The organism is Burkholderia sp. Bp9031 (genome assembly GCF_003857965.1).
Lineage (GTDB): Bacteria > Pseudomonadota > Gammaproteobacteria > Burkholderiales > Burkholderiaceae > Burkholderia > Burkholderia ambifaria_A.
The window spans coordinates 36,377-58,924 of record NZ_QTPW01000031.1 but is presented as its reverse complement, the minus strand read 5'-3'; the positions used below and the strand labels follow the sequence as shown (position 1 = coordinate 58,924).

16 protein-coding genes and 1 pseudogene are annotated in these 22,548 nt (G+C 62.4%); 6 read left to right on the top strand and 11 right to left on the bottom strand.

Annotated elements, in window-relative coordinates:
- Window positions 1-219: 219 nt before the first annotated feature.
- The 4 genes from DIE15_RS29695 to DIE15_RS38060 form a co-directional block, all read right to left on the bottom strand.
- On the bottom strand, window positions 220-1,263 hold the full coding sequence (locus tag DIE15_RS29695; RefSeq protein ID WP_124835012.1) for an ABC transporter substrate-binding protein: 1,044 nt from the start codon (window positions 1,261-1,263) through the stop codon (window positions 220-222).
- Between the two features lie 22 nt (window positions 1,264-1,285).
- A complete protein-coding gene (locus tag DIE15_RS29690; RefSeq protein WP_244104956.1) occupies window positions 1,286-2,104 on the bottom strand; it encodes a hypothetical protein in 819 nt (272 codons plus the stop codon).
- Window positions 2,105-2,161: 57 nt separating this feature from the next.
- Entirely contained in the window at window positions 2,162-4,297 is a 2,136-nt protein-coding gene (locus DIE15_RS29685; protein WP_244104955.1) for a TonB-dependent siderophore receptor, read from the bottom strand.
- 81 nt (window positions 4,298-4,378) lie between these two features.
- The gene (locus DIE15_RS38060) at window positions 4,379-6,430 is read right to left on the bottom strand and encodes a PepSY domain-containing protein (protein WP_124835011.1); all 2,052 of its coding nucleotides are present in this window, start codon (window positions 6,428-6,430) and stop codon (window positions 4,379-4,381) included.
- Window positions 6,431-6,721: 291 nt separating this feature from the next.
- On the opposite strand from DIE15_RS38060, the gene DIE15_RS29675 reads away from it, so the two are divergent.
- Complete coding sequence (locus DIE15_RS29675) at window positions 6,722-7,387, top strand: response regulator transcription factor (RefSeq protein WP_057929080.1); 666 nt, start codon at window positions 6,722-6,724, stop codon at window positions 7,385-7,387.
- Window positions 7,384-8,751 carry an ATP-binding protein gene (locus DIE15_RS29670; RefSeq protein ID WP_124835010.1) on the top strand — a complete coding sequence of 456 codons (1,368 nt, stop codon included), beginning with the start codon at window positions 7,384-7,386 and terminating at the stop codon, window positions 8,749-8,751. The genes DIE15_RS29675 and DIE15_RS29670 overlap by 4 nt, the downstream gene beginning before the upstream one ends.
- Window positions 8,752-8,798: 47 nt before the next feature.
- On the opposite strand, the gene DIE15_RS29665 is transcribed toward DIE15_RS29670, so the two are convergent.
- The 4 genes from DIE15_RS29665 to DIE15_RS29650 all read right to left on the bottom strand — a co-directional run bounded on the left by DIE15_RS29665 (window position 8,799) and on the right by DIE15_RS29650 (window position 15,418).
- Window positions 8,799-11,915 carry an efflux RND transporter permease subunit gene (locus tag DIE15_RS29665; protein ID WP_124835031.1) on the bottom strand — a complete coding sequence of 1,039 codons (3,117 nt, stop codon included), beginning with the start codon at window positions 11,913-11,915 and terminating at the stop codon, window positions 8,799-8,801.
- Complete coding sequence (locus DIE15_RS29660; RefSeq protein WP_082664872.1) at window positions 11,912-13,126, bottom strand: efflux RND transporter periplasmic adaptor subunit; 1,215 nt, start codon at window positions 13,124-13,126, stop codon at window positions 11,912-11,914. Before DIE15_RS29660 ends, DIE15_RS29665 begins: the two co-directional genes overlap by 4 nt.
- Before the next feature lie 23 nt (window positions 13,127-13,149).
- Window positions 13,150-14,625, bottom strand: coding sequence for an efflux transporter outer membrane subunit (locus tag DIE15_RS29655; RefSeq protein WP_124835009.1), 1,476 nt, complete (start codon window positions 14,623-14,625; stop codon window positions 13,150-13,152).
- Window positions 14,626-14,728: 103 nt separating this feature from the next.
- Window positions 14,729-15,418: a response regulator transcription factor gene (locus DIE15_RS29650; RefSeq protein WP_124835008.1), complete on the bottom strand. Its 690-nt coding sequence runs from the start codon at window positions 15,416-15,418 to the stop codon at window positions 14,729-14,731.
- A 134-nt stretch (window positions 15,419-15,552) separates the two neighbouring features.
- Between DIE15_RS29650 and DIE15_RS29645 the strand changes: the two genes are divergently transcribed.
- The 3 genes from DIE15_RS29645 to DIE15_RS29635 all read left to right on the top strand — a co-directional run bounded on the left by DIE15_RS29645 (window position 15,553) and on the right by DIE15_RS29635 (window position 18,831).
- Window positions 15,553-16,239: a response regulator transcription factor gene (locus DIE15_RS29645; protein ID WP_057929086.1), complete on the top strand. Its 687-nt coding sequence runs from the start codon at window positions 15,553-15,555 to the stop codon at window positions 16,237-16,239.
- Window positions 16,226-17,614, top strand: a complete 1,389-nt coding sequence (locus tag DIE15_RS29640; protein ID WP_124835007.1) for a HAMP domain-containing sensor histidine kinase — start codon at window positions 16,226-16,228, stop codon at window positions 17,612-17,614. The genes DIE15_RS29645 and DIE15_RS29640 overlap by 14 nt, the downstream gene beginning before the upstream one ends.
- 128 nt (window positions 17,615-17,742) lie before the next feature.
- The gene (locus DIE15_RS29635) at window positions 17,743-18,831 is read left to right on the top strand and encodes a YncE family protein (protein WP_124835006.1); all 1,089 of its coding nucleotides are present in this window, start codon (window positions 17,743-17,745) and stop codon (window positions 18,829-18,831) included.
- Window positions 18,832-19,008: 177 nt separating this feature from the next.
- On the opposite strand, the gene ampC is transcribed toward DIE15_RS29635, so the two are convergent.
- Together ampC and DIE15_RS29625 are read right to left on the bottom strand one after the other, a co-directional pair.
- Window positions 19,009-20,178 carry a class C beta-lactamase gene (ampC, locus tag DIE15_RS29630; RefSeq protein WP_124835005.1) on the bottom strand — a complete coding sequence of 390 codons (1,170 nt, stop codon included), beginning with the start codon at window positions 20,176-20,178 and terminating at the stop codon, window positions 19,009-19,011.
- A gap of 185 nt (window positions 20,179-20,363) precedes the next feature.
- A pseudogene (locus DIE15_RS29625) lies at window positions 20,364-20,609 on the bottom strand (alpha/beta fold hydrolase); the annotation flags it as partial.
- 446 nt (window positions 20,610-21,055) lie between these two features.
- Between DIE15_RS29625 and DIE15_RS37825 the strand changes: the two are divergent.
- Entirely contained in the window at window positions 21,056-21,190 is a 135-nt protein-coding gene (locus DIE15_RS37825) for a hypothetical protein (protein ID WP_006750603.1), read from the top strand.
- A 51-nt stretch (window positions 21,191-21,241) separates the two neighbouring features.
- Here DIE15_RS37825 and DIE15_RS29615 read toward each other — a convergent pair whose 3' ends face one another.
- A complete protein-coding gene (locus DIE15_RS29615; protein ID WP_057929091.1) occupies window positions 21,242-22,429 on the bottom strand; it encodes a lactonase in 1,188 nt (395 codons plus the stop codon).
- Window positions 22,430-22,548: the final 119 nt, after the last annotated feature.

Here is a 22,548-nt window from a genome sequence, read left to right as displayed (position 1 = left end):
AATGATAATTTTCATCGCCCCCCCCGATAAGGCAATCGGAAACTGGCGTGCGACTCTCTGTCGAATAGTCGTGAACGACAATCGAACGCTCACGCCATGAGCAATGTTGAAACCGGGAGAAGTAGCGCGATGAGTACGACCGGGCGCGGCAACGTCCCGAGGCGGCAATTGCATAGCGCGTGCAGACGTAGCTGCCGCACGCGCCGCCCGACATTCGCTTTAGTGCAACGTCTTCAACGCGTTGTCGACGAACGTATTGGTATAGGTCTGATCGACCTTCACGCCGTGATATGCCGGATTGGCCGCTGTCAGCACCTGCCACTCCTTTGTAGCGCCGTCGTCAGACATCCTTCCGTCGTTGGCAAACATCGGAATCTCCTCCTTCAACACCTTCAGGTATGCCGTGCGATCCTTGCCCACGATCTCCGGAGGCATCACTTCCATGATCTGCTCCGGCGTATGCGTATTGATGTAACGCAGCGTGCGCACGAATGCATTCGCCAGCTGCTGTGCGATCTCCGGATGCGCCTTCACTCGCGCACTCATCATGTACACCGTGCTTGAAGGAAACAGCGTGCCCAGTGCCGCCTTCGTGCCTTGCGGCGTCGTCAGATCGGCAAAGACTGTCCCGGCATCCTGCGACTCGTAAAGATCGCCCTCCGGTGTCGGCGCCACGACCAAATCAGCCCCGCCGCTACGCAACGTGTCGACGTTCTTCGCGTACTTCGTCGGGAGTCGCGTGTAGTCGCCGATGCCGTTGCCTCCGGCCAGCACGAGCGCGTTCGCGACCGTGGTCTTCGAGGATCCGGCGCCGCCGGAGATGATGCGTGCGCCCTTCAGGTCCGTCACGCGACGGTACTTTTCACGCACCTGGTTCGCGACATATACCTTGGCGCCAGGCGTCACGCCCAACGTGACGACTGCTTCGGTATCGATACCGTGCGACCGGTTGACGACGTTATGGTGGTAGTAGGCCATCACTGCGTCGACCCGGCCATCTTTGAGCAGATCGACGCTCGGCACGTCGTCGCGGGTATTCATGACGGTGACGACTGTCTTCCCGTCGCTCAGGTATCCGAGGCGTTCGGCAAGCACCACCGGGAAATTGCGAACCTGCTTGATCTCATCGACCAGCAGTACGATGCGCTGCGGTGACGTGTCGGTCGCTCCGACAGTCAGCGGCGACGCGGCGCCGCTCTCCGCTGCCGCTGCAAGACCGCTCACCATGCAGGTGGCGACGAAGGCAATTGCGAGCTTCTTCATGAAAGGTCCCGTGGAGTAAAAGTTATCGGCCGGCAACGACGGGATCGGCAACCACGACTTGCCCTTCGGCTCGCACACGTTGCTTGCTATCGCTGATGGCTTTCCATTCGGGATTCGACTTCAGGCGCTCACGCACCCTGCTCACGATGGCTTCGCGATCGCTCAATGCGGTCTCGCTCTTGTATTGCAGGATCGCGATCACATCCCACTCGCGTGCAGCCGGGAACTGGCTCATGTAGATCGAGTAACCGGCCAGCACGCCCTCGTCCATCCATCCCTTGAACTGAGGAATGACGTAGGCATCCGCATATTTTCGGTAGTCACTGGCAGACACCTCCGTCTTGTACGGAATCGCTACATACACGGAGCCCGGCGCGGCGTCCGACGCGGCAACGTTCGAACGCCGAAGATCGACCGGCGCCGTACGGATCGAGGTCGTCACCGCCAGCGCCTTCGCGGAAAGCGCGCCGGGGTGCGTTTCCTCGACCTTGCGCCAGCGGTACAGATCGTCAGGCGTGGCGAACGTGAGAACAGCCATCGCGTCCCAGTTGCCGGAATCCGCGTAGCGGTTGAACAGCAGGTTGTACCGTGTGAGACGACCGTCGTGCTTCCACTGCGCGAGTTCGCGCGCAGTCGACTGCGCGAGTTCGCGCTGCAGCAAGGGCCGGTTTGCGGGCGTCGTCTGGTACGTGACGATCAGCGAAAGACCCTGATCGTCGGCCGGCAGCGCGGCCGATGCGGCGGCGGCAGTCCCCGCGGCCTCCGTAGCGCTCGCGATTCCTGCGTGCAGCAGGCCGGTGAGCGCCATCGTTACGGCAACGGCGCGACCAATGTTCGTCATGGAAGAGGATTTCATGGAAGTTGTTCAGAAAAACGTTGAAAGGATTGAGGCGTGCGTTCAGAAGTCCACCTTCGCGACAAACTTCACGCTGCGGTCCATGCCGATGCCGAGCGTGCCGGTCTGCACGGAGTTCCAGTAGCGCTTGTTGAACAGGTTGTCGATGGCCAGCTTGAAGTTCACGTGCTTGCCGTCGATCTTCGTCGAGTACCCCGCCCCCAGCGACCAGATCGTGTAACCGGGGAGGTTGCCCTGGTCCTGGGGATTCAGCGGACGTTGCGAGATGAACGATGCACGCGTGTTCAGCGAGAGGCCCGGGACCCAGCGCGGACGGTACGTCAGTCCGACGTTGCCCACCCATTTCGGTGTGTTTTCCGGCGTCAGTCCGGCGATCAGCTGATCAAACTCGGGATTCTGGATCGCATGCAGATACTCGATGCCTTCGGACAGCGACCATTCACGCGTGATGTCCTGAGTAAGCGCACCTTCCACGCCCTGATACTTGATCGTGCCGTCGTTCGCGAAGACGTTCGTGATCGGATCAGTAACCGCGTTCGCGCGCGTGATCTGGAATACCGATGCCGTGAAGCGCATCCACGGGAAATATTGTTCGCGAACGCCGATCTCGAGTTGCCGCGATACCGCCGGTGCAAGAACCTGATATGCGTTCGAGGCACTTTCCGGCGCCACGCCGCCGTCCTCGAGGCCCTGCATATAGCTCGCGAACAACTGGGTCTCCGGCAAGAATTCGTAGATGATGCCGGCCGCCGGCGACGGTACCCAGGTCGACGACGAATCGCTTCCGAAAGTCGCCGTGGAGCGACTTTCCCGGAACCCGAGCAGCACCTTCAGCTTCGGTCCGAAGCCGACACTGTCATACGCGTACAACCCCGTGTCCTCGTCCATTTGCAGCGGCAGCGTCGAATTCGGCTGCGTGTACACGGGCGCAGGCAACGGAACCGGGTCGAAGATGTTGATCTTCTGCGAAATCGTGGCCTTGTTCATCCAAAGCGTTTCGTCGATCCGCTGGCTGTTTGCCACCCCGAGAGTCAGATTGTGCGAAACCGGCCCGGTGTCAAATTTTCCGTTGATCTCCGCGCTCTTGTACTTGTTGATATAGAGCACGCCGATATTGCTGACCGTCGCGACGCCTCCAGCACCGGTAAACACGTTATAGCCACCGATCCGGGTAGTCTGGCGCGAGCGGGTGCCGTCCGATTGGCCGATTTCGATGTGTCCCGTCCAATTCGGCGAAAAATCGTAATCGACGCGCCCCTGATAATTCTGGGAATGCGCACTGAACTGCGCCCACTTGCCGGACAGCAGGTTCCTCGGGTCCGGCACACGCGGGAGCGGCACCACGCCGTGGACGGCCTTCGGCAGGCTGATGCCGGCCTGCTCGACCACCTGCTTCTCGTAATCCTCGACGTCGAACTGAAAGCGCAGCCGGTCCGTGACGTTCCAGTCGAGCCCTACGCTGGCAAACCAGCCGCGGCCGTCCGCGTCCTTCACACCGTTCGAAAGGTGCGTTTCAGATGCGTTCGCACGTATGCCGAACTGCTTTTCACGGCCGAAACGATGACTCACATCGGCCTGAATACCGAGTTGACCGAATGAATTTCCGAGAACCGCCAGCGACGCGACGTCGTGATCGTAAGGCGCCCGCTTGGTTATCATGTCGATAATGCCCGCCGGGCTCGCAACCCCGTACATCAGGGCGTTCGCCCCCTTCAGCGTTTCGATGCTCTGCTTGTCCTCCGACGGCACCGACATGACGTTTGCGGTAGCGAGGCCGCCGTTGAGGCGATAGTTCGCAAACAGGTTGACCTTGATGCCCCGAATCTGCGCCGCATCGGCGGGGCTGCCCGACGAGTTCGTCGGCGACACACCCGCCTGGTTCTTGACGGCATCGGTCACGCCAGCCTGTGCGTCCTGCAGCGCGCCGGAATTCAATACCTGTTTGCTCATCGGCAACGCATTGTTGGCATCGGCCGAATCTCCAACGGCCTGCGCCGCTTTCGTCGCCTTGCTCAACGCCTCCTTATCGTTCGACGCCAACTTCGCCGAAGCCTGCGCCTTGCTCGATACATCCGGAGTCGAATTCTGCGCGATGCCGGACGTAGTCGCAGCCTGCATCGCTGCAGCTCCCGCTTCCGAGGCAGCCTGCGCATGCTGTGCGATGGAAATTACAGCCATCGCAATTATCGTTCTCCTAAACAAGATCTCCTCCATTTTTGCGTTATACACACTTGCCTGTCCTGCCGAGCATCCCGCCGCTCAGATATCCAGCACCAGACACTCGCCTTTAGCCCGCGAACAGCACGGCGTGAAATACCCGTTTTCCCGCTGCACCTCTGTCAACACCGAATCCAGATGCTCGACTTCGCCGGAAACCACCCGCGTCACACATGTCCCGCAAATTCCCTGCTCGCACGACATCGGAATCTCGATGTCATGTCCGGCCAATGCCGTCGTAATGCTCATGTGTTCCGCAACACGGTACATTTTCCCCGTGCTCAACACCCGAACGTCGAAGGCATGCGTCATTGCAGGTTGCTTCGCCTGTGCCGCGAACCGCTCGCTATGCAACCGTTCCTCGGTCCACCCGTGTCGCCGCGCAGCATCCAGCACGGCATCCGTAAAACGCTCCGGACCGCATACGTAGAGATGCGTACCGGCGGGCTGCCGCTCGACTACATGGTCGATGTCGAGCCGCGTCCCCGAGCACTCGTCGCTGAAGTGATAGGTCACCCGCCGCGCGAATGACGAGCGGGCAAGCCGTTCCAGGAATGCAGCGCGCGAGCGCGAACGCGCGCAGTAATGCATTTCGAAATCGGCGCCACGTTGCGCGAGCCGCTCCGCCATTCCGAGGATCGGCGTGATGCCGATCCCACCCGCGAGCAGCAGCGAGCCCGGCGCCGATTCGTCCAGTGCGAAGTGGTTTCGCGGCACCCCAATCTCCAGCAGGTCGCCTACCTCGACGCGTTCGTGCATTGCCACCGAAGCGCCACGCGATTCCGGCGCGCACAGCACTGCTATCAGATAGCGTCGCCGGTCTCGCGAATCGCCGCACAGCGAGTACTGGCGCACGAACCCGCCTACATACACGTCAATATGCGAGCCTGCCGTGAACGATGGCAGTTTCTCTCCCTTTTGTCCGACCAGTTCGAACGCGCACACGCCATCGGCTTCGACCGTCTTGGCCGCAACGCGCACCTCCAGCCGGGCGTCGCTCGGCACCGGCCCGCGGGTGCGGCGCACGAAATTGCGGATACCCGTGTAGCCGAGCACCGGCACCGTCAACGCGCCGAGAAGCAGCAGCAATTGGGCGAGCACGCCGCCATATTGGCCCGTATGCCAGGACAGCATCCAGAAGTACAACCGAAAGCCGACGCTGCTCTGCTCGTACGGCACGAAGCGCAGCACCTTGCCTGTGTATGCGTCGATGAACAACATCGTGCGTGCGTTCGGATGCGGCGCATCGCGGGCGATCAGATACATTTCGATTGGCTCGCGTGGCTTGTCCGGAATATGCAGCAACGCATCCTGCGGATCGGGCACCCGTTCCTGTGCCGTACGCCAGAACGTTTCGAGCGACAGGCGAGCGGCGCCATTCGCCGGCACCAAAGACTTCGGCTTCTTCGGTCTCGGCGACCCCGTGACCGTGTAGATGCCGTGTGCATACCAATCGAATGCCCATGGCAGCCCAGTGAAGACCTGCGCGAGCAGCACCGCGCTCGCACACACGCCTGCAACCCGATGCAAACGGAAAGCCGACACCCTTGCAGGCCTGCCTGCCCGGAGCGCGAACGCGTAGCGCCAGCCGCTGCCGGTACGTGGCCACCAGAGCACGAGGCCGCCGATGACGAGCACGAGGCCGAAAAATATCGTGCTTGTGCCCGTAATCAGGCTGCCGTGCTTCATGAAGCGGAAGCGATGAATTTGCTCGATCGTGCCGAGCACGCCGCCGTAACGCGCCCGCTGTCCGACCACCTCTCCCGTGCACGGATTGAGGTATACGAAAACCTCGTCCGTGAAACGAACCATCGCCGCCGGCATGCGCAGTTCGCCCGGCTCGCCGGCAACGATGCGGACATAGTCGAGTTTTGCAGTCGGCCTCACGGCCGCTGCGTTCGCGGCAAGCACATCGAGCGGCACACGCGTCATGCAGGCCGGAACGGTCAGCAAATCGTGGTTCACCACGGGCTCGAGCGCCGGGCGAAACACGATGGCAGCCCCGGTTATCCCCATGAGGCAGATCACCAGGCCGACGGTCAGTCCCGACCAGCGATGGATCTGCAGCAACAAGGGACGGAAAGCGAATTTCATGAGTCGATCTATTGGAAGGCTAATCGTGTTGCACATGATCGACGACGAGGCTAAATGTAATCTGAATTCCGGTGGATCTTTAGGGTAAGTCCTGACGGTCCGGTCGCCATCAAAACAGCACGGCGTTCGGCAGCCCCGGTTGCGGCGCATCCGAATCGATCGCGAGCGTCCGACAAGGACGCATCGCACACATCGCTCGCGACAATCGGGAAAACCCGAGCGAAGCCCGGGGAACCTTGTCACGTCGATCCGTGTGCGTTAGCCTCGGCCCATCCTCGAAGCGGCTACATCATGAAGATTCTCATCCTGGAAGATCAACCCAAACTCGGTCATTTTCTGAAGCAGGCACTGAGCGAACATGCATACACGGTGGCGTGGGCAAAGACCTGCGCCGAGGCGCAGGAAATGTTGTGCGAATCAGGCTACGACGCGATCCTGCTCGATTTGGGCCTACCCGACGGCGACGGACTCGACCTGCTGCGCCAATGGCGCCGTGCAGGCTTCAACGAACCGGTACTCATTTTGAGCGCACGCGACGCAGTCGAAGATCGTGTAACGGGGCTGGATGTCGGTGCCGACGACTACCTGCCCAAGCCGTTCAGCCTCGAGGAATTGCTCGCGCGCCTGCGCTCGCTGCTCCGGCGCCATTCGACCGTCAAGGAAACGGTTTTGGAGCACCGGGGCATCAAGCTCGACCTGCGGGGCCATACCGTTCATGTGCAAGAGAAACCCATTGATCTGACCGGTCGAGAATTTGCGCTACTCGAGTTCTTCCTGCAAAACCCGGGGCGGGTTCTACCCCGCACGCTGATCGCCGAAAAAATCTGGAACTCCCATTACGACGTCGATACCAATCTGCTCGACGTCTACATGAGCCGCCTGCGCAACAAATTCGAAGCATTGCTCGGCGAACAACTGTTCAAGACCGTGCGCGGCGTCGGCTACCAACTCGTATGAAATCCATCGGTGCGCGCCTCGCGATTTGCTACGTCCTCGCGTCGACCATCACGTTTGCGGCGCTATATCAGGCAGGTCGACATTTCGTCGAGCATCAGGCAATCCACTCGCTGGATCTGCTCAATCAGGTGGAGTTCCAGCAGATTCGGGCCGCCACCCTTGCTCGCAACGGAGAATTGACTGAAGCGATGGTACGCCAGGGCGTACAGACGATGATAACCAATGGGCAAGGACTGTTCTTCATCGAGGTCCGCGACCGCGACGGAAAAATCGTATCGCGCTCGCACGCGCTTCACGAGCGCGACATGACGCCGCCGCCTGGCGCCGATATCTACAACGTCGGCGCCTTGGGCACGGCCCAATTGCGAGCAGGTCGTTTCGCACTCGGGCCATACACGGTATTGATCGCGACGCCCAAAGAATCCGTCAGGATCACGATGATCGCGTACAGGCGCACTTTCTATGGACTGCTGGTTGCGGCGATTATGATCAGCAGCGTCATCGGGCTCGGCTTCGGCCGCATGGCCATGCGGCCGCTGCGCACGATCCAGGACACGGCTGACCGCATTCGCTCGGACAACCTGAGCGAACGCATTCCCGTATCGGGGGCGCGTGACGAAATTTCGAATCTCGCGCGCCTTCTCAACCAGATGTTCGACCGGCTCGAAACATCGTTCAACCTGATTCGCCGCTTTACGGCCGAAGCGTCACACGAACTGAAGACACCGCTGACGCTCGTGCGCCTGCAAGCCGAGAAGCTCATCGTCGACGGTCAATTGACGCCCGATCAGGAGCGGGCCGTACAGACTCAGATCACCGAACTCGAACAACTACACCGGATCATCGAGGATCTTCTGTTCCTTTCGCGCGCCGATGCGCACGCCGTCAAACTCGATCTGCAATCGAAGAACCCGGAACCGTTTCTGCAGAGTTTTGCGCAAGACGCGCAGGTTCTCGCCGAACACCACGATCAGCATTTCGAGCTGACCCACTCGGGAAACGGACAGGTCGAAATGGAATCCAGATGGATACGGCAAGTATTGTTGAATCTGCTCAGCAACGCGCTCGCCGCTTCGCCGCCGGGTAGCCACGTCGCGCTGCGTTCCACGCTGACGAACGAGCGCTGGCAGGTGCGCGTCGAAGACGATGGGCCGGGCGTGCCGGCCGAGCAGCGCGAACGCATTTTCGAACGATTCTTCCGCGTTCACAGGGCAGGTAGTGAGCACAAGGGCAATGGCCTCGGTCTCGCGATCTGCCGCAGCATCGTGGAGCTTCATGGCGGTCGTATCTTTACCGAAACCGGCCCCGGGGGGCGCGGCTTGTCGATGATCTTCGAGATTCCGACGAACGCGGCGCATGCCTAGTTCGACATACGGCCCGGTGAAGCTTCGCCAGCCTCACCGGGAACAGGTCATAGCGACGCTTTCGTTTCAAGCACCTCGACCGGCACGGCATCGTCTCGACGCTCGAACCGCCGCGCAAACCGGTCGAAGGCGAGATAGACGACCGGTGTCGTGAATAGCGTCAACAACTGGGAGAGAATCAAGCCGCCGACGATCGCGATCCCCAAAGGCACACGCAGCTCAGCCCCCGCTCCGTGCCCGAGCGCGAGCGGCAACGCGCCAAACAAGGCGGCCAGCGTGGTCATCATGATCGGCCTGAAACGCAGCACGCAAGCCTGTCGTATTGCCGCGGCGGGTTCGAGATTTTGCTCGCGCTCGGCAACCACCGCAAAGTCGATCATCATGATCGCGTTTTTCTTGACAATGCCGATCAGCAGGATGATGCCGATCATTCCCATGATGGAAAGATCCTGCCCGCAAAGCACGAGCGCCAGCAATGCACCGACTCCCGCCGACGGTAGCGTGGAGATGATCGTCAATGGGTGAATGGGATTTTCATATAGCATCCCGAGCACGAGATACACGACGATCAGCGCAGCCAGAATCAGATATGGCTCGCTCGCGAGGGAATCCTGGAACGCATGGGCAGTCCCCTGGAACGTACCGATCAGCGCGTCGGGCTTGCCGGCCGCCGCTTCCGCCGCATGGATAGCCGTCACCGCGTCGCCTAGCGCGTAGCCGGGCGCAAGATTGAAGGAGATCGTCACCGACGGAAACAATCCCTGATGGTTCACCGAAATCGGCGACACGTTGTTCTGGATGCTCACCAGTACGTTCATGGGCACAAGTTCGTTCGTGAGCGGCGAGCGCACATAGAGATGGGCCAGCGCGTCGGTCGTCAACTGAAATTTTGGATCGACCTCCTCGACCACGTGATACTGATTCAGCGACGTAAACAGCGTGGCGATCTGACGCTGACCGAATGCGTCGTACAAGGTATCGTCGATGGCCTGAGCGGTGATGCCGAAGCGTGAAGCGGTATTGCGGTCTATCACGAGTGTCGCGCTCGTCGCCGACGCCTGCTGGTCCGAGCTCACGTCGATCAACTGCGGCAGCGTCGATAACCGCGTTGCCAGGCGTCGTGCCCACGTGTTCAGTTCGCGCACATCCGCATCCTGAAGCGTGTACTGATATTGAGACGCGCTGATTCTGCCGCCGATCTGGATATCCTGCCGTACCTGCATCGACAACGAAATCCCCGTCACCGTGGCGACTTGCGTCCGCAGCCGTGCCACGACCTGGCTCGCACTCGCGGTACGCTCGCCGAACGGCTTCAGGTTGATCATCATCCGGCCCTGGCTGATCGTCGGGCTCGGTCCGATCCAGTAGTAGACGTTGTCCACCGCGGGATCGGCCTCGATAATGTGGCCGAGCTGCTGCATTTTTTCGGCCATCGATCGCGGCGAGATATCGGGTGCAGCCTGCGAAACGCCAAGGATCAGCCCGGAATCTGCCAGCGGGAAAAAGCCTTTGGGAATGGCGACGAACAGTGCGGCCGTCAGGGCCACCGTCGCTACCGTCACGCCAAGCATCACGCGGCGATGCGAAAGGGCCCAATCGAGACCACGCTCGTAACGCGTTTCGAGCGCAACGAAAGCGATCTCCAGCCAGCGCTCCAGCACACGCAATCGCCCCGAATCGGAGCCGGGCGCACGAATCACCCAACCGCACAGCATCGGCGTAACGGTGAGCGAAACGAAAGCCGACATGACGATTGCGACGCTGACCGTCACCGCAAATTCCCGGAACAGTCGCCCAACGATTCCCCCCATCATCAGGATCGGAATGAAGACGGCAATCAGCGAAACCGTCATCGATACGATCGTGAAGCGCACCTCGCGTGCGCCGAGCAGTGCGGCCTGCATCCTCGGCATGCCCTGCTCGATGTGGCGCATCACGTTCTCGATCACGACGATCGCGTCGTCGACGACGAATCCCACCGCGATCGTGAGCCCCATCAACGAAAGATTGTCGAGGCTATAGCCGAGCAGATACATCGCGCCGAACGTCGCGACGAGCGACAGCGGAATCGTCAGACTCGGGATCACGGTCGCCCACACGTTGCGCAGGAACGAGAAGATCACCATCACGACGAGCGCGATCGTCAGCATCAACGTGAACTGTACGTCGTGTACCGAAGCGTCGATGGTCTGGGTGCGATCGCCTACCACTCGTACATGCACAGCCGCGGGCAGCGACGCCTCTAGCTGTGGCAAGCGCGACGTGATGTTGCGGATCGTCTGCACGACGTTATAGCCGGGTTGCTTGTGCACATCGAGAATGATTGCTCGATCGTGCTGCAACCACGCCGCCTGCTGCGTGTCCTCGGCCGCTTCGACCACGGTCCCGAGATCGTCCAGCCGGATCGGCGCGCCGTTCTTGTAGGCCACGACCAGATTGCGGTATCCGTCCGACGACGTGATCTGGTCAGTCGCATTGAACACGACCGAGCGATCGAGACCGTTGAGACTACCCTTCGGAGCATTGACGGTCTGCACGCCGACGATGGAGCGCACGTCCTCAAGCGTGAGGCCACGGGCCGCAAGCTTGTCGGGATCGATTCGAATACGCACCGATGGCCGCTGCTGCCCGTGAAAATCGACGAGCCCTACGCCGGGCATTGCCGATATTTGCTGAGCGAGAAAATTTTCCGCGTAGCTGTCGAGCTGCGTAAGCGTGAGCGAAGGTGACGTCAACGCAATCGACAGCACGGTGAAATCGGCCGGGTTGACTTTCTCGTAGGTTGGCGGATTCGGGAGGTTCTTCGGCAGCATGCCGCCGGCCGCATTGATCGCGGTCTGCACATCCTGCGCCGCGCTGTTGATGTCGCGCGACAGATCGAACTGAAGCACGATCGCCGTCGTGCCGAGCGAACTCGACGACGTCATCTGCGTGATGCCGGAAATGTTCGACAGCTGGCGTTCGAGCGGTGTCGCGACGGAGGTCGCCATCGTGTCCGCGCTCGCGCCGGGTAGCTTCGCAATCACCTGAATCGTCGGGAAATCGACCTGCGGCAATGGCGCGACCGGCAGCATGAAATACGCCACGATGCCGACGAGCAGCACCGCGATCGCGAGGAACGACGTCGCGATACGACGCCGAATGAGCAATTCGAGCAGACTCATGATGATGCATCCAGGCTTGCGGTCGGTGCGGAAGTCGCGGCTTCGTCGCGTGCCCCGACCAGTTTCGTCGCGACCGGCACGCCGGCATTGAGGCGACTCTGGCCTTCGAACACGACGAGATCGTCTATGGCGATACCTTCGCGAATCTCCGTCATGCCGTCGGCTGCGACGCCCGTCTTCACCGGGCGCATATGCGCATGACCTGACACATCGACCGCATAGAGCTGCGGACCGGCCTGGGTATTCACGATCGCGCGACTTGGCACGGCCAGACGTTGTCGGTCGGTTCTCAGCAGCACGCTCGTACTGACAAGCTCGCCCGGCCACAATTTCCGCTCGGCATTCGCGAATGCGCCTTTCAGCTTGATTTGCCCTGTAGCGGGGTCGACCCGGCTGTCGATGAAACTCAAGAATCCCGTCTCGATCGGCGCGCCTCCCGTACGTGCGGTGACCGTGACAGGTAGCGGCGCGGCGGCCTGACCCGCAAGAAGATCCGGCAATGCGTCCTGCGACACCGAGAACTGCACGTCGATCGGCTCCATCTGCGTGACGGTCACGACGCCCGTTGCATCGCCAGGATGCACAATCGCGCCAATATCGGCTTCACGCGCGCCGACCCGTCCGGCGAATGGCGCAATCAGTGTCGTGAAGCCCAGTTGCAGGCGGTCGCTTGCCACGATCGCGGCGTCGGCGGCAACGGTCGCCGTCAAGGCCTTGACCTGCGTGCGAGCAGTGTCGACGCTTTGCGTCGTTGCCCCGCCAATACCGACCAGCTTCGAATATCGCTCGAGATCAAGCTTCGCGTTCTCGAGGCTCGCCTGATCCTTGTTGCTCATGGCTATCGCCTGATCGAGCTGCGCCGCAAGCGGCCCCTGGTCGAGCCGGGCGAGTACCTGACCGGCTTTCACGTCCTGCCCGTCGACGAAGAACACGCGCTGCAACTGACCATCCACGCGTACCTTCATGTCGACGGTATTACGCGCCGCCACGGTGCCGACCGCGACAGCCCGCACCGAAAAATCATTCATGACGGGATGGCCGGCAACGACCGGCACCGAGGGCGCAACACTGCGCGCAGCCTGTTTCGGCCATTGCCACCACGCCACGAGTACGACGACGCCGAGGCCCGCCGCCAGCACGGGAAGAAGGCGACGACCACGCGGCGCGGAAGGCGGCAAGGACGGGGGATGAAAATCGACAGAGTGATTCATCGCTCTAAGAAAAAAGTAGCAACTCAAGATGCATTGGGAGCGCCGGCGGCCGGCGGCACGGACGAATGCTCCGTCACCCCGAATCCGCCACCGAGCGCGCGGAACAGGCCGACGGAAGCCTGGAGACGAGCAAGATGCGCCTGCTCGAGCGCATCCTCTGACTGGGAAAGTGCGCGTTCGGTATCGAGTACGGTCAGAAAATCGACGGTACCGCTGCGATACTGCGCGTCGGCCAACTGCGCGGCCTTGCGGGCCGCATCGGCAGCTTCCCGGTCGGCAAGCTCGACCTGCTGCTGCTGCGACGCGGCACTCAACATATCCTCGACGTCCTGGAGCGCGGTAACGACGGCCTGTTTGTAGTCCGCAACGCTTTTCGCGGATGCGGCCTCGCTTTCGCGCAGTTGCCCGCGCAAGGCCCCGCCATCGAAGACCGGCGCAACCAGCGCGGCCGCGATACTGGAAAATGGGCTCGCCAGGAAACGCGACAGCGAGCTGCTGTTCGAACCGCCCTGAGCGGTCAGCGTGAGATTGGGAAAGAATGCGGCACGCGCCGCACCGATGTCGTAATTGGCGGCTTGCAGCCGTGCTTCCGCGGCCCGAATATCGGGCCGCGCGTCGAGCAGACTGACAGGCAGGTACGGCTTCGGCTGGGGAACCGGCACACTACCGAGCGCAACCGTCTCGATGTCGAAGCCCTCCGGAGCAGCGCCCACCAGTGTCGCCAGCAGATGAAGGTTCTGGTCGCGCTGCTCGCGCAGCGCCGGAATCGCGGCTTCGAACGTCGCAAGTGCATTGCGCTGCTGCTGCACCTGAAGTTCGGTCGCAACACCCGCGGCCTGTTGCGCCGTCAACAGATCGAGCGTTCTCGCCGCATCCGCGACGATCGATTCGGCCAGCGCGACGCGCCGCCGCAAGCTCTGCACCTGCAACCACGAATCGACGATCGACGCGGTCAGCGTCAATGCAACCGTATCGCGATCGAAGCCCGCCGCCTGCGCGAGCAGGCTCGCCGAATTGGCGGTGGCCGCATTGCGCCCCCAGAAGTCGATCTCGTAGCTCGCCTCGGCGAACAGGCTCTGGCCGTTGCTCGAACTACCGGAGCCCGACGAACTGCCAACGCTGCGGCGATTGAACGTGCCGTTCAGCGCCAGCGACGGATAGAGCGGCGCGCCTGCCTTCATCGCACCGGCACGCGCGACTTCGATGCTGGCAAATGCCGAAGCGAGCGAATGATTGGCATGCAGCCCGCGCTCGACGAGCGCGTCGAGTCGAGCGTCGCCATACGCATGCCACCAGCCACTCGCAACAGGCACCGTCCCGGCGAGTGACGCCTGTGCCGGGTCGTTCCATGCGACAGGCGCAGGTATCGCGGGACGGTGATAGTGCGGCACGAACGAGCAACCGGCCAGCATTGCCACAACGAACGTGATGGCGACGAAGCCACCGCACGGCACATTCCGTCTCCGTTGCCCGTACCGCATACCGCTCGTCCGGAACATGAAACGACTCCTCGCAATCTCGATGCGGGGAGCATAGCGATGCGCGCCTGTCCGGTCTTTCGCCTGGAGATGAACTTAATTTAATGTCGGCGGGCCTTTGCTTTCACTCGCGCCCGTTACCGCTGTCGCGCAGCAAGTATCCCGCTCCCACCACCGTGTGGATCAGCGATTGCGGAAAATCACGGTCGACCTTGTTGCGCAATCGATGGACATGCATGTCGATCACGTTGCCCCGCGGTTCGAACTGGTAATCCCATGCTGCTTCGAGCAGCATGCTGCGCGTGACGACGTGCCCGGCGTGACGCATCAGGCATTCGAGCAACAGGTACTCGCGGTGCTGAAGCTGCAGGTCGCGCCCGCTCCGGCTCGCGCGGCGCGTGCGCCGGTCGAGCGTGAGATCGGCTACCTTCAGCACATCGCGCAGCCCGGCTCGGTCCCCACGACGGGCAAGCGCCTCGACACGCGCGAGCAATTCCGAAAATGCATAAGGCTTCGCCAGATAGTCGTCGCTTCCCGCACGGATGCCTTCGACGCGATCGTTCAGGCTCGCGATCGCGGAAAGCATCATCACTGGCGTCGAACGATCCTTGCAACGCAGGCGCCGCACCAGCTCGATTCCGTCCAGCACCGGCAGCCGGCGATCCGTCACGATGACATCGTAAATCCCCTCGAGCGCAAGGGTAAGCCCCAATGCGCCGTCGTTCGCGGCATCTACGACGTGACCGCTTTCGGTCAATCCCCGTACAATGAACTGCGCACCTCGTGCATCGTCTTCGACAATCAATATCCGCATGCTGAACGTGGCTGGATTAAATTTATTTCATGTTGGAGCGAACCGGATGTCGGGAAAGCCGATGCACACTCCATGCATGGCAGTTTAACTTCGTTCGCTGCCGCGGGCCCATGCTCTCCCCTGCTGGAATCTGAATGCCGAACATTCTGGTCGTCGAAGACGATCGTCAAACCCTCGATGAAATCGTCAACGCACTTACCGATTATGGCTGGGCAGTCGAGTCCGCCCAGACCGGTCGTGACGGCCTCGTTCTCGCCGTCGGGAAACGCTATGACGCGATCGTGCTGGACCGGATGCTGGCTGGCGAGATCGAAGGTCTCGGCATGCTAGCGGCAATCCGGAGCGCCGGCGTGACGACACCGGTGCTGATCCTGAGCGCACTCACCGCTGTCGACGAACGCGTGCGCGGCCTGCGCGCGGGCGGGGACGATTATCTGACCAAGCCGTTCGAATTCATCGAACTGACCGCCCGCCTGGATGCGCTGATGCGACGTCGCGAAGCACCGGAACAGCCGGTACAGGAATATCACGTGGGTCCGCTGTCGCTCAACCTGCTCACCCGCGAAGCTGTCTGTGCCGGACGTCCCGTCGCGCTGTTGCCGCGCGAATACCGTCTGCTTGAATTTCTGATGCGGCACGCGAACCAGACCGTCAGTCGTACGATGCTGTTCGAAGCCGTCTGGGGCTATCAGCTCAACGAGCGAACCAACGTCATCGACGTTCACGTCAGCCGCCTGCGTAAAAAGCTCGATCCGGACGGTAATCTCGCCCTTATTCATACCGTACGCGGTTCAGGATATTCGCTTCGTGCGCCTGACTGACCTGCATCGCACCACCAGTTTCCGGCTCGCGACGCTATTCCTCGCGATGTTCGGCATCGTCTCGCTGGTGCTGTTTACCTACCTCTACGTCGAGATCACCGGTTTCGAGCAGGAACGCATCAACGATTGGCTGGTACGCGAGCAAACCAACATCATGCGAGAAGACTCGGCCGGGCTGCTCGCCCACATCGTGCATCAGAGTCAGCGCGATCCGGACCGGCAGCGCCCGTTCGGGCTCTTCGACGCACAAGGCAGGCATCTTGCGGGAGGCTACATCGGGAATCGTCCGCCGATACCCGCGTACAACCGGCCATTCCGGCTGCGACTCGCCACCACCAACGGTCACCCTGTACCCGGCCTCTGTATTGCCGGGCAGTTGGCAGACAACCACACCGTACTCCTGTGCCAGAGCATGCTCGAACTGCACCATTTCGACGAAGAGCTGCTGCACGTCCTGCTCACAGCCGGATTGGTGATGCTACTGGCCGGCGTTTTCGGCGCCGCGATCGTCGGCGTCGGCGCCGTACGCCGACTGGACGACGTCACTCACTCGATCAGGGAGATCGTGTCCGGAAATCTCGGTCGCCGTCTGCCCATGCAGACGAAACATGATGACGTCGGGCGGCTCGTGATGGTCGTCAACGGCATGCTCGACGAAATCGAACGCCTGATGCACGAAGTCAAGGGTGTGTGCGATGCAATCGCGCACGATCTGCGCACGCCGCTCACCCGCCTTCTCGCCGGGCTGGAGCGCGTGCAACGCCGAGCGCAGACTGAAGCCGACTATCGCGAGGCGATCGACGCCACGATTGCCGAAACGGGCAACATTCTTCACACGTTTAATTCGCTGCTACGTATCTCCGAGATCGAATCGCACGTACGCCAGCAGAATTTCGTCGCCGTGGATCTTGCCGCCATTACCGACGACGTCGCCGAATACTACGAACCGACCGCGGAAAACAAGGGCGTCACGCTCGATTACCGGCGCGTGCCCGATGGCCTTCCCGAGTTCCGGGGCGACCGCGACTTGCTGTTCGAAGCCCTCGCCAACCTGGTCGACAACGCAATCAAGTTTGCGCCGATCAACGGCCACGTATCGATCCGGCTGTTTCGCGACTCGACGGGCTTCGGTGTCACCATTGCCGATGACGGCCCCGGCATTCCGCCCCGAGAAAGACAGGCGGTATTGAGACGGTTCTATCGCGCCGAAGCGAGTCGCCATACACCCGGCAATGGCCTTGGCTTGAGCCTCGCGTCCGCCATTGCGGCGATGCATGGCATGCTATTGCAATTCGACGACACTCAAACCGGCTGCAGCGTAACGCTGCTGGCTCCTGCCATGCCCGTGTCCGCCGCACGCCCCTCTTGCCGGTAATCCATCCCGGTGCGGCATCCTGAAGACGGGTTCATGATGCTTTCAGCTTTCGTTCAGTCAACGCCCCTATGATCCTGGAGCAGGGCAGCTTGCCCTCTCATCGGACAAACCCATCAGGGAAGAACAGAATGATCAAGCATCACTCGCTGATTTCCGCTACCGCCGCAGCCGTCGCCCTCGCCCTTTCTTCCTCGGCATTCGCCTTCGACGGTTGGCACCAGCAGAAAGCCACCGTCATCCCCGGCAAGGCGGCCGGATGGGACTACGTGTCGGTCGACCCGGAAAGGCACCATGTTTTCCTTGGCCATCGAGAGGAAGGTTTGCAGGTGTTCGACACCACGCTTGGCAAGGTAGTCAAGGTAATCGGCAATACGGCGGCCAACAGTTCCGACGGCGCGGTGCTCATCCCCGAATTCGACGTCGGCATCTCCAACAACGAAGACGGCACCATTACGCCCTTCAAGCTCTCGACCCTGGAGGCGAAGCCTCCGATCAAGGTCGGTGACGATCTCGACACCAGCCACTACGATCCCGTCAGCAAGCGTCTCGTGCTCAACATGGGCGCGAAATCGGACGGCACCGAGATCGTCATGCTCGATATGCCGTCGCTGAAAGAGGCCACTCGCCTCAAGGTGCCGAGCAAGAAGGTCGAGGGAGCGGATAGCGACGGCAAGGCATTCTTCTTCCTCGCGGCACAGGACATCGACAAGGTCTACAAGATCGACTCCCGCGCCGGCAAGGTCGTCGCCACCTACGACACGGCATCCGCGTGCGGTCGCCCGACCGCGATCGCGGTGAACGGAGCCGACGAGCGCGTGTACGTCAGTTGCCGCGGCCGCGATGCCATCAAACCCTCGCTCGTCGTGCTCAATGGCGAAAACGGCAAGATCGTCTACCGTGCCGAGATCGGCGCGGGTAACGACAGCATCATCTACGACGCGAGCCTCAAACGCATTTTCACGGCCAACGGCGTAAGCGCGAACCTCAACATATTCGAAGTCGACGGTCCGGATAGCTACAAGCCGCTCGAAACGCTGGGCACGCGCGCCGGCATGCGCACGATGGCCATGGATTCGAAAACCCACGTAATCTACGGCGTCGCCGCGGAAGGCAGCGCCGACACCGCCAAGCACATCTCGACCGTCGTTTCGCCGTTCTACGCGAACACGTTCTTCCCCAATACCTATACCGTGATGGCCTTCGGCAAGCAACGTTGACTACGGGAACGGCGGCATGGTCGACCAACCTGGAATGTCGACCTTGCCGAACATGTCCTGGTTGTTCGGTCAAACGAAACCCTCTTCGACCCGCATGCAGCCGTGCGCGGTGATTCCGGCAATGATGGAAATACCCGACCATCACAGGTATTTCCGCGCGGGCAGGCGCGACGCAGGTTACGGCTTGCCGTTCAGCGACTCGACGATCCGGTACGCAACCTTCACGCGATCCTCGATCGGAAAGCTGCGGTTCGCGAGCATCACGATCGCGATCCGCTTCGCGGGGACGAACGCAACATAGGTACTGAAGCCGTTGGTCGAGCCGGTCTTGTTGATCCACGTGTCCTGGCGCGGCGCGAGCGGCGGCTCGAGCCTGGTCGCGGGCGTCGCGTCGCGGAGCATCGCCGGCCCGTTCCCTTCGAGCAGCGTCGGCAACGCGACCGGATACGGATACTGTTCCCAGATCAGGTCCTGCGTGAACGGCCCCGCACGGAAATAGCCGGTGTGCGTGCGTTCGAGCGCGCGCTGCAGCCGCGGCGCCGTTTCGACGAGCCCCATGTTCGCCTGCACGAAGCGCAGCAGGTCGGCCGCGGTCGTCCTGACGCCGTACGCCGGCTGCCACAGCATGCCGCCCGTCATCCGGATCGGCTTGCCGTCCTGCGTATAGCCCTGCGCATAGTCGGCCTGGCGTGCGGCGGGCACGTTGATGTACGTATGTGTCATCCCGAGCGCGGGGAACAGCCGCTGTTCCATCAGCACCGCGAAGTCGCGGTTCATCGCCTTCGCGGCGAGCTGCCCGAACATCCCGATCGCGACGTTCGAGTACGTGCGGCGCGTGCCCGGCGCATATGCGGGCCGCCACGCGTCGAGATAGCGCATCAGGTCCGCGTCGTCGCGGATGCTGTCGGGCACCTGCAGCGGCATGCCGCCCGGCGTGTGCGTGCCGAGCTCGAGCAGCGTCACGCCGCCGAACGGCTTGCCCTGCAGCGCGGGCAGGTACTTGGCCGCAGGATCCGACAGCGACAGCTCGCCGCCCTCCTGCGCGTCGGACGCGAGCGTCGCGGTCAGCGTCTTGCTGACCGAGCCGATCTCGAACAGCGTGTCGCCGGTCACGGGCTTGCCGGTTTGCGTCGACATCACGCCGTAGTCGAACACGTAGGGCTTGCCGTCGGCGACGATGCCGATCGCCATGCCGGGAACGGCGAACTGCTTCATCAACGGCGCGACGTTGCGGGTCACGGTGTCGTGAATCTCGGCGGGCGTGGCGGCGGCCGCGCGGCCGGCCGTGGCAGCAGCGCACGCGGCGACGAACAGGGTCGCGGCGATGCGTATCGCGTTGAATCGCATGGTTGCGGTTCCTTCGATTTTCAGATGGTTGTGTGAGCAACAGATCCGGCCGCGCCGCGCGGAAGCTGCGGCAGCCGGCCTGTCGAAGCAGGACTATCCGCTGCCGGCCGCCCGTCAACAATCGATGATATGTTGCGTGAGCCTAAAGAAAATCTTATGCGCTGCGTGAACCGTCCATGCGGACGTCAGTCCGGCGACCGTTCGAGAAAGGCCCGCATCGCGGCATTGAAGCGCGCCGGCCGCTGCAACGGCGCGAAGTGGCTCACGCCGGGCAGGATCGTCAGCGTCGCGCCCGGAATCGTGCGCGCGAGACACGCCGCATGCTCGGGGCGGATGAACTCGTCGTGCTCGTCGTGCACGATCGCGACCGGCACCGCGATCGCCGCGAGGTCGGCCGCGCTGTAATCCGGTTGCGTGCGCATCATGTCTGCGCGGCGGAAGTGAGATCGAACTGCATCGTGTCGAACCGTAATGAGTGTGCGACTCGGGTCGGTTGAAAAGGGGAACACCTTGCAACAGGTTTACAGAATTCGTCGGACGAAACTTTCGCCTCTACCTTCCGCGCGGCGCCGATGCGGCCGCGCAGCCGGCGCCGCACGCCATGTCGTACGCGCCATGCCGATTGTCGCGAAGGGGCCAGAATGACCGGCCTCCCACGCTGGTAAAATCGTCGGCCGGCCTGCTGCCGCAGCCCCCCAGGCTGCTTCCGGCAAGGCCTCGCGAGCTACCCGTCTCGGCACCCGCCCGGTCGGGCGCGACCCGCGATGCCGTCCGGCGCCGTCGCTACGCGAGCTTCGCGCCCGCAGCGACACGGCGACGCGACAACGCGGCGACTTCGGCACGCACGCCCTTCATCACGCATTTCGAGGAATTCACGATGGCCCGCATCGGTGCCTTCTGCCTGACCACGTGGCTCGCCGCCGCGATTCTCTATTTCGGCCAGCATTCGGTCGCGATGATTGCGCTCAGCGGCGTGGTCGTGTTTGGCGGGTTCGATCTGCTGCGTCCGTAGCGACGACGCGTTCGGGCCGAGCCGGCTGTTCCGGCTCAGCCTCGCCGCACGTCAGCGCGGCAACGTCCGCAACGACGACGGCCCGCCCGACAGTGCGATGCGCTTGCCCGTATCGCGTAGCTTGCCGCCTTCCACCGCATACAGCGCGAGCTGCCGCTCGACGTTGAACTGCACGATCACGTGCCGGCTGTCCGCGGTAAATACGATGCCCTGCGCGGCTTCGCCGCCCGGCACTTCGCTCGTCTGTACCGCACGGCCGTTGCGGATCTCGAACAGCACGACCTTGCCGAGCTTGTGACGGCCCGGGTTGTCGGGCGTCAGGTTCGAGCCGTCCATCGCCTGCACGGCGATCCACTTCCCGTTCGGCGAGATCGCGACGCCTTCCGGCAGCGACGGCACCGTGAGGTACTGTGCAGTACGGAACGGCGTGCGCGACACGTCGATCAGCGCGACCGAATCGGCATCGCCCGCGAGCGTGCCGGCATAGCCCGGCAGCCCCGCGAGCCCGACGTTGCTGACGACGGCCCAGTGATTGTCGCTCGACACGTCGATCGTGTAGGGCGCAACGCCCGTGCTCAGCCGCGTGCCGCTGTCGGTCACCTTGCCGTCGTCGACGTTCAGCACCGCGACGCCCTGCTCGTCGCGCAGCGACACGAGTGCATGCTTGCCGTCGTGCGTGAAGCTGACCCCGGCGAGCCGCTTCTTGCCGATCTTCAGGTTGCCGTCGAGCGTCACCTGCGCGCCGTCGATCCGCAGAATCGACACGCTGCCGTCGACGTTCGCCACCAGCGCGAGCCGGCCGGACCGGTCGATCGCGACTCCCTGCGGGTGCGTGCCGAGTTCGATGCGCGTGATCGCCGGCGGCGAAGCATCGAGGGCCACGACCTGCAGGAACGTGTCGTACACGAGCTGCTTCGCGTTCGGGTCGTAACGCGTCGGCGCGCCGACCAGCGCAAGCTTTGCGTCCGGCGTGATCGCGACGGCCTGCGGCGGCCCCTGGATGCCGTTCTCGACGTCGACCTGAAGCGCGACCTTCGGCGGGAACACGCTCGCATCGAGCAGCGTCAGCGTGTCGGCCGGCGGCGTTGCGAGAAAGGTATCGCGCCCTTCGACGCGCTGGTACTTGCCGTCGTTGCCGGACACGATCCAGTCGGCCGCGTGCGCGGCGACGGCGGTCGTGGCGAGCGTGAGCGCGGCGAGCAGGCGGGCGCGACGAAGGCGGAAGGGATTCGAATGCATGGCGGTCGGTTCTCCGGATCGGTTGCAGATGCAAGGACTGGCACGACCCTGCTGCTCGACGGGTCGATGCAACCGCATGATGCATGAAAGCGCGCGAAGCCGGCGTCTCGCGCCCGCCG

Excerpts from the sequence above, each read along its gene's own strand:
- DIE15_RS29695 (WP_124835012.1), bottom strand. The coding sequence starts at position 1,263 with ATGAAGAAGCTCGCAATTGCCTTCGTCGCCACCTGCATGGTGAGCGGT.
- DIE15_RS29690 (WP_244104956.1), bottom strand. The coding sequence starts at position 2,104 with ATGACGAACATTGGTCGCGCCGTTGCCGTAACGATGGCGCTCACCGGC.
- DIE15_RS29685 (WP_244104955.1), bottom strand. The coding sequence starts at position 4,297 with ATGGCTGTAATTTCCATCGCACAGCATGCGCAGGCTGCCTCGGAAGCG.
- DIE15_RS38060 (WP_124835011.1), bottom strand. The coding sequence starts at position 6,430 with ATGAAATTCGCTTTCCGTCCCTTGTTGCTGCAGATCCATCGCTGGTCG.
- DIE15_RS29675 (WP_057929080.1), top strand. The coding sequence starts at position 6,722 with ATGAAGATTCTCATCCTGGAAGATCAACCCAAACTCGGTCATTTTCTG.
- DIE15_RS29670 (WP_124835010.1), top strand. The coding sequence starts at position 7,384 with ATGAAATCCATCGGTGCGCGCCTCGCGATTTGCTACGTCCTCGCGTCG.
- DIE15_RS29665 (WP_124835031.1), bottom strand. The coding sequence starts at position 11,915 with ATGAGTCTGCTCGAATTGCTCATTCGGCGTCGTATCGCGACGTCGTTC.
- DIE15_RS29660 (WP_082664872.1), bottom strand. The coding sequence starts at position 13,126 with ATGAATCACTCTGTCGATTTTCATCCCCCGTCCTTGCCGCCTTCCGCG.
- DIE15_RS29655 (WP_124835009.1), bottom strand. The coding sequence starts at position 14,625 with ATGTTCCGGACGAGCGGTATGCGGTACGGGCAACGGAGACGGAATGTG.
- DIE15_RS29650 (WP_124835008.1), bottom strand. The coding sequence starts at position 15,418 with ATGCGGATATTGATTGTCGAAGACGATGCACGAGGTGCGCAGTTCATT.
- DIE15_RS29645 (WP_057929086.1), top strand. The coding sequence starts at position 15,553 with ATGCCGAACATTCTGGTCGTCGAAGACGATCGTCAAACCCTCGATGAA.
- DIE15_RS29635 (WP_124835006.1), top strand. The coding sequence starts at position 17,743 with ATGATCAAGCATCACTCGCTGATTTCCGCTACCGCCGCAGCCGTCGCC.
- ampC (WP_124835005.1), bottom strand. The coding sequence starts at position 20,178 with ATGCGATTCAACGCGATACGCATCGCCGCGACCCTGTTCGTCGCCGCG.
- DIE15_RS37825 (WP_006750603.1), top strand. The coding sequence starts at position 21,056 with ATGGCCCGCATCGGTGCCTTCTGCCTGACCACGTGGCTCGCCGCCGCG.
- DIE15_RS29615 (WP_057929091.1), bottom strand. The coding sequence starts at position 22,429 with ATGCATTCGAATCCCTTCCGCCTTCGTCGCGCCCGCCTGCTCGCCGCG.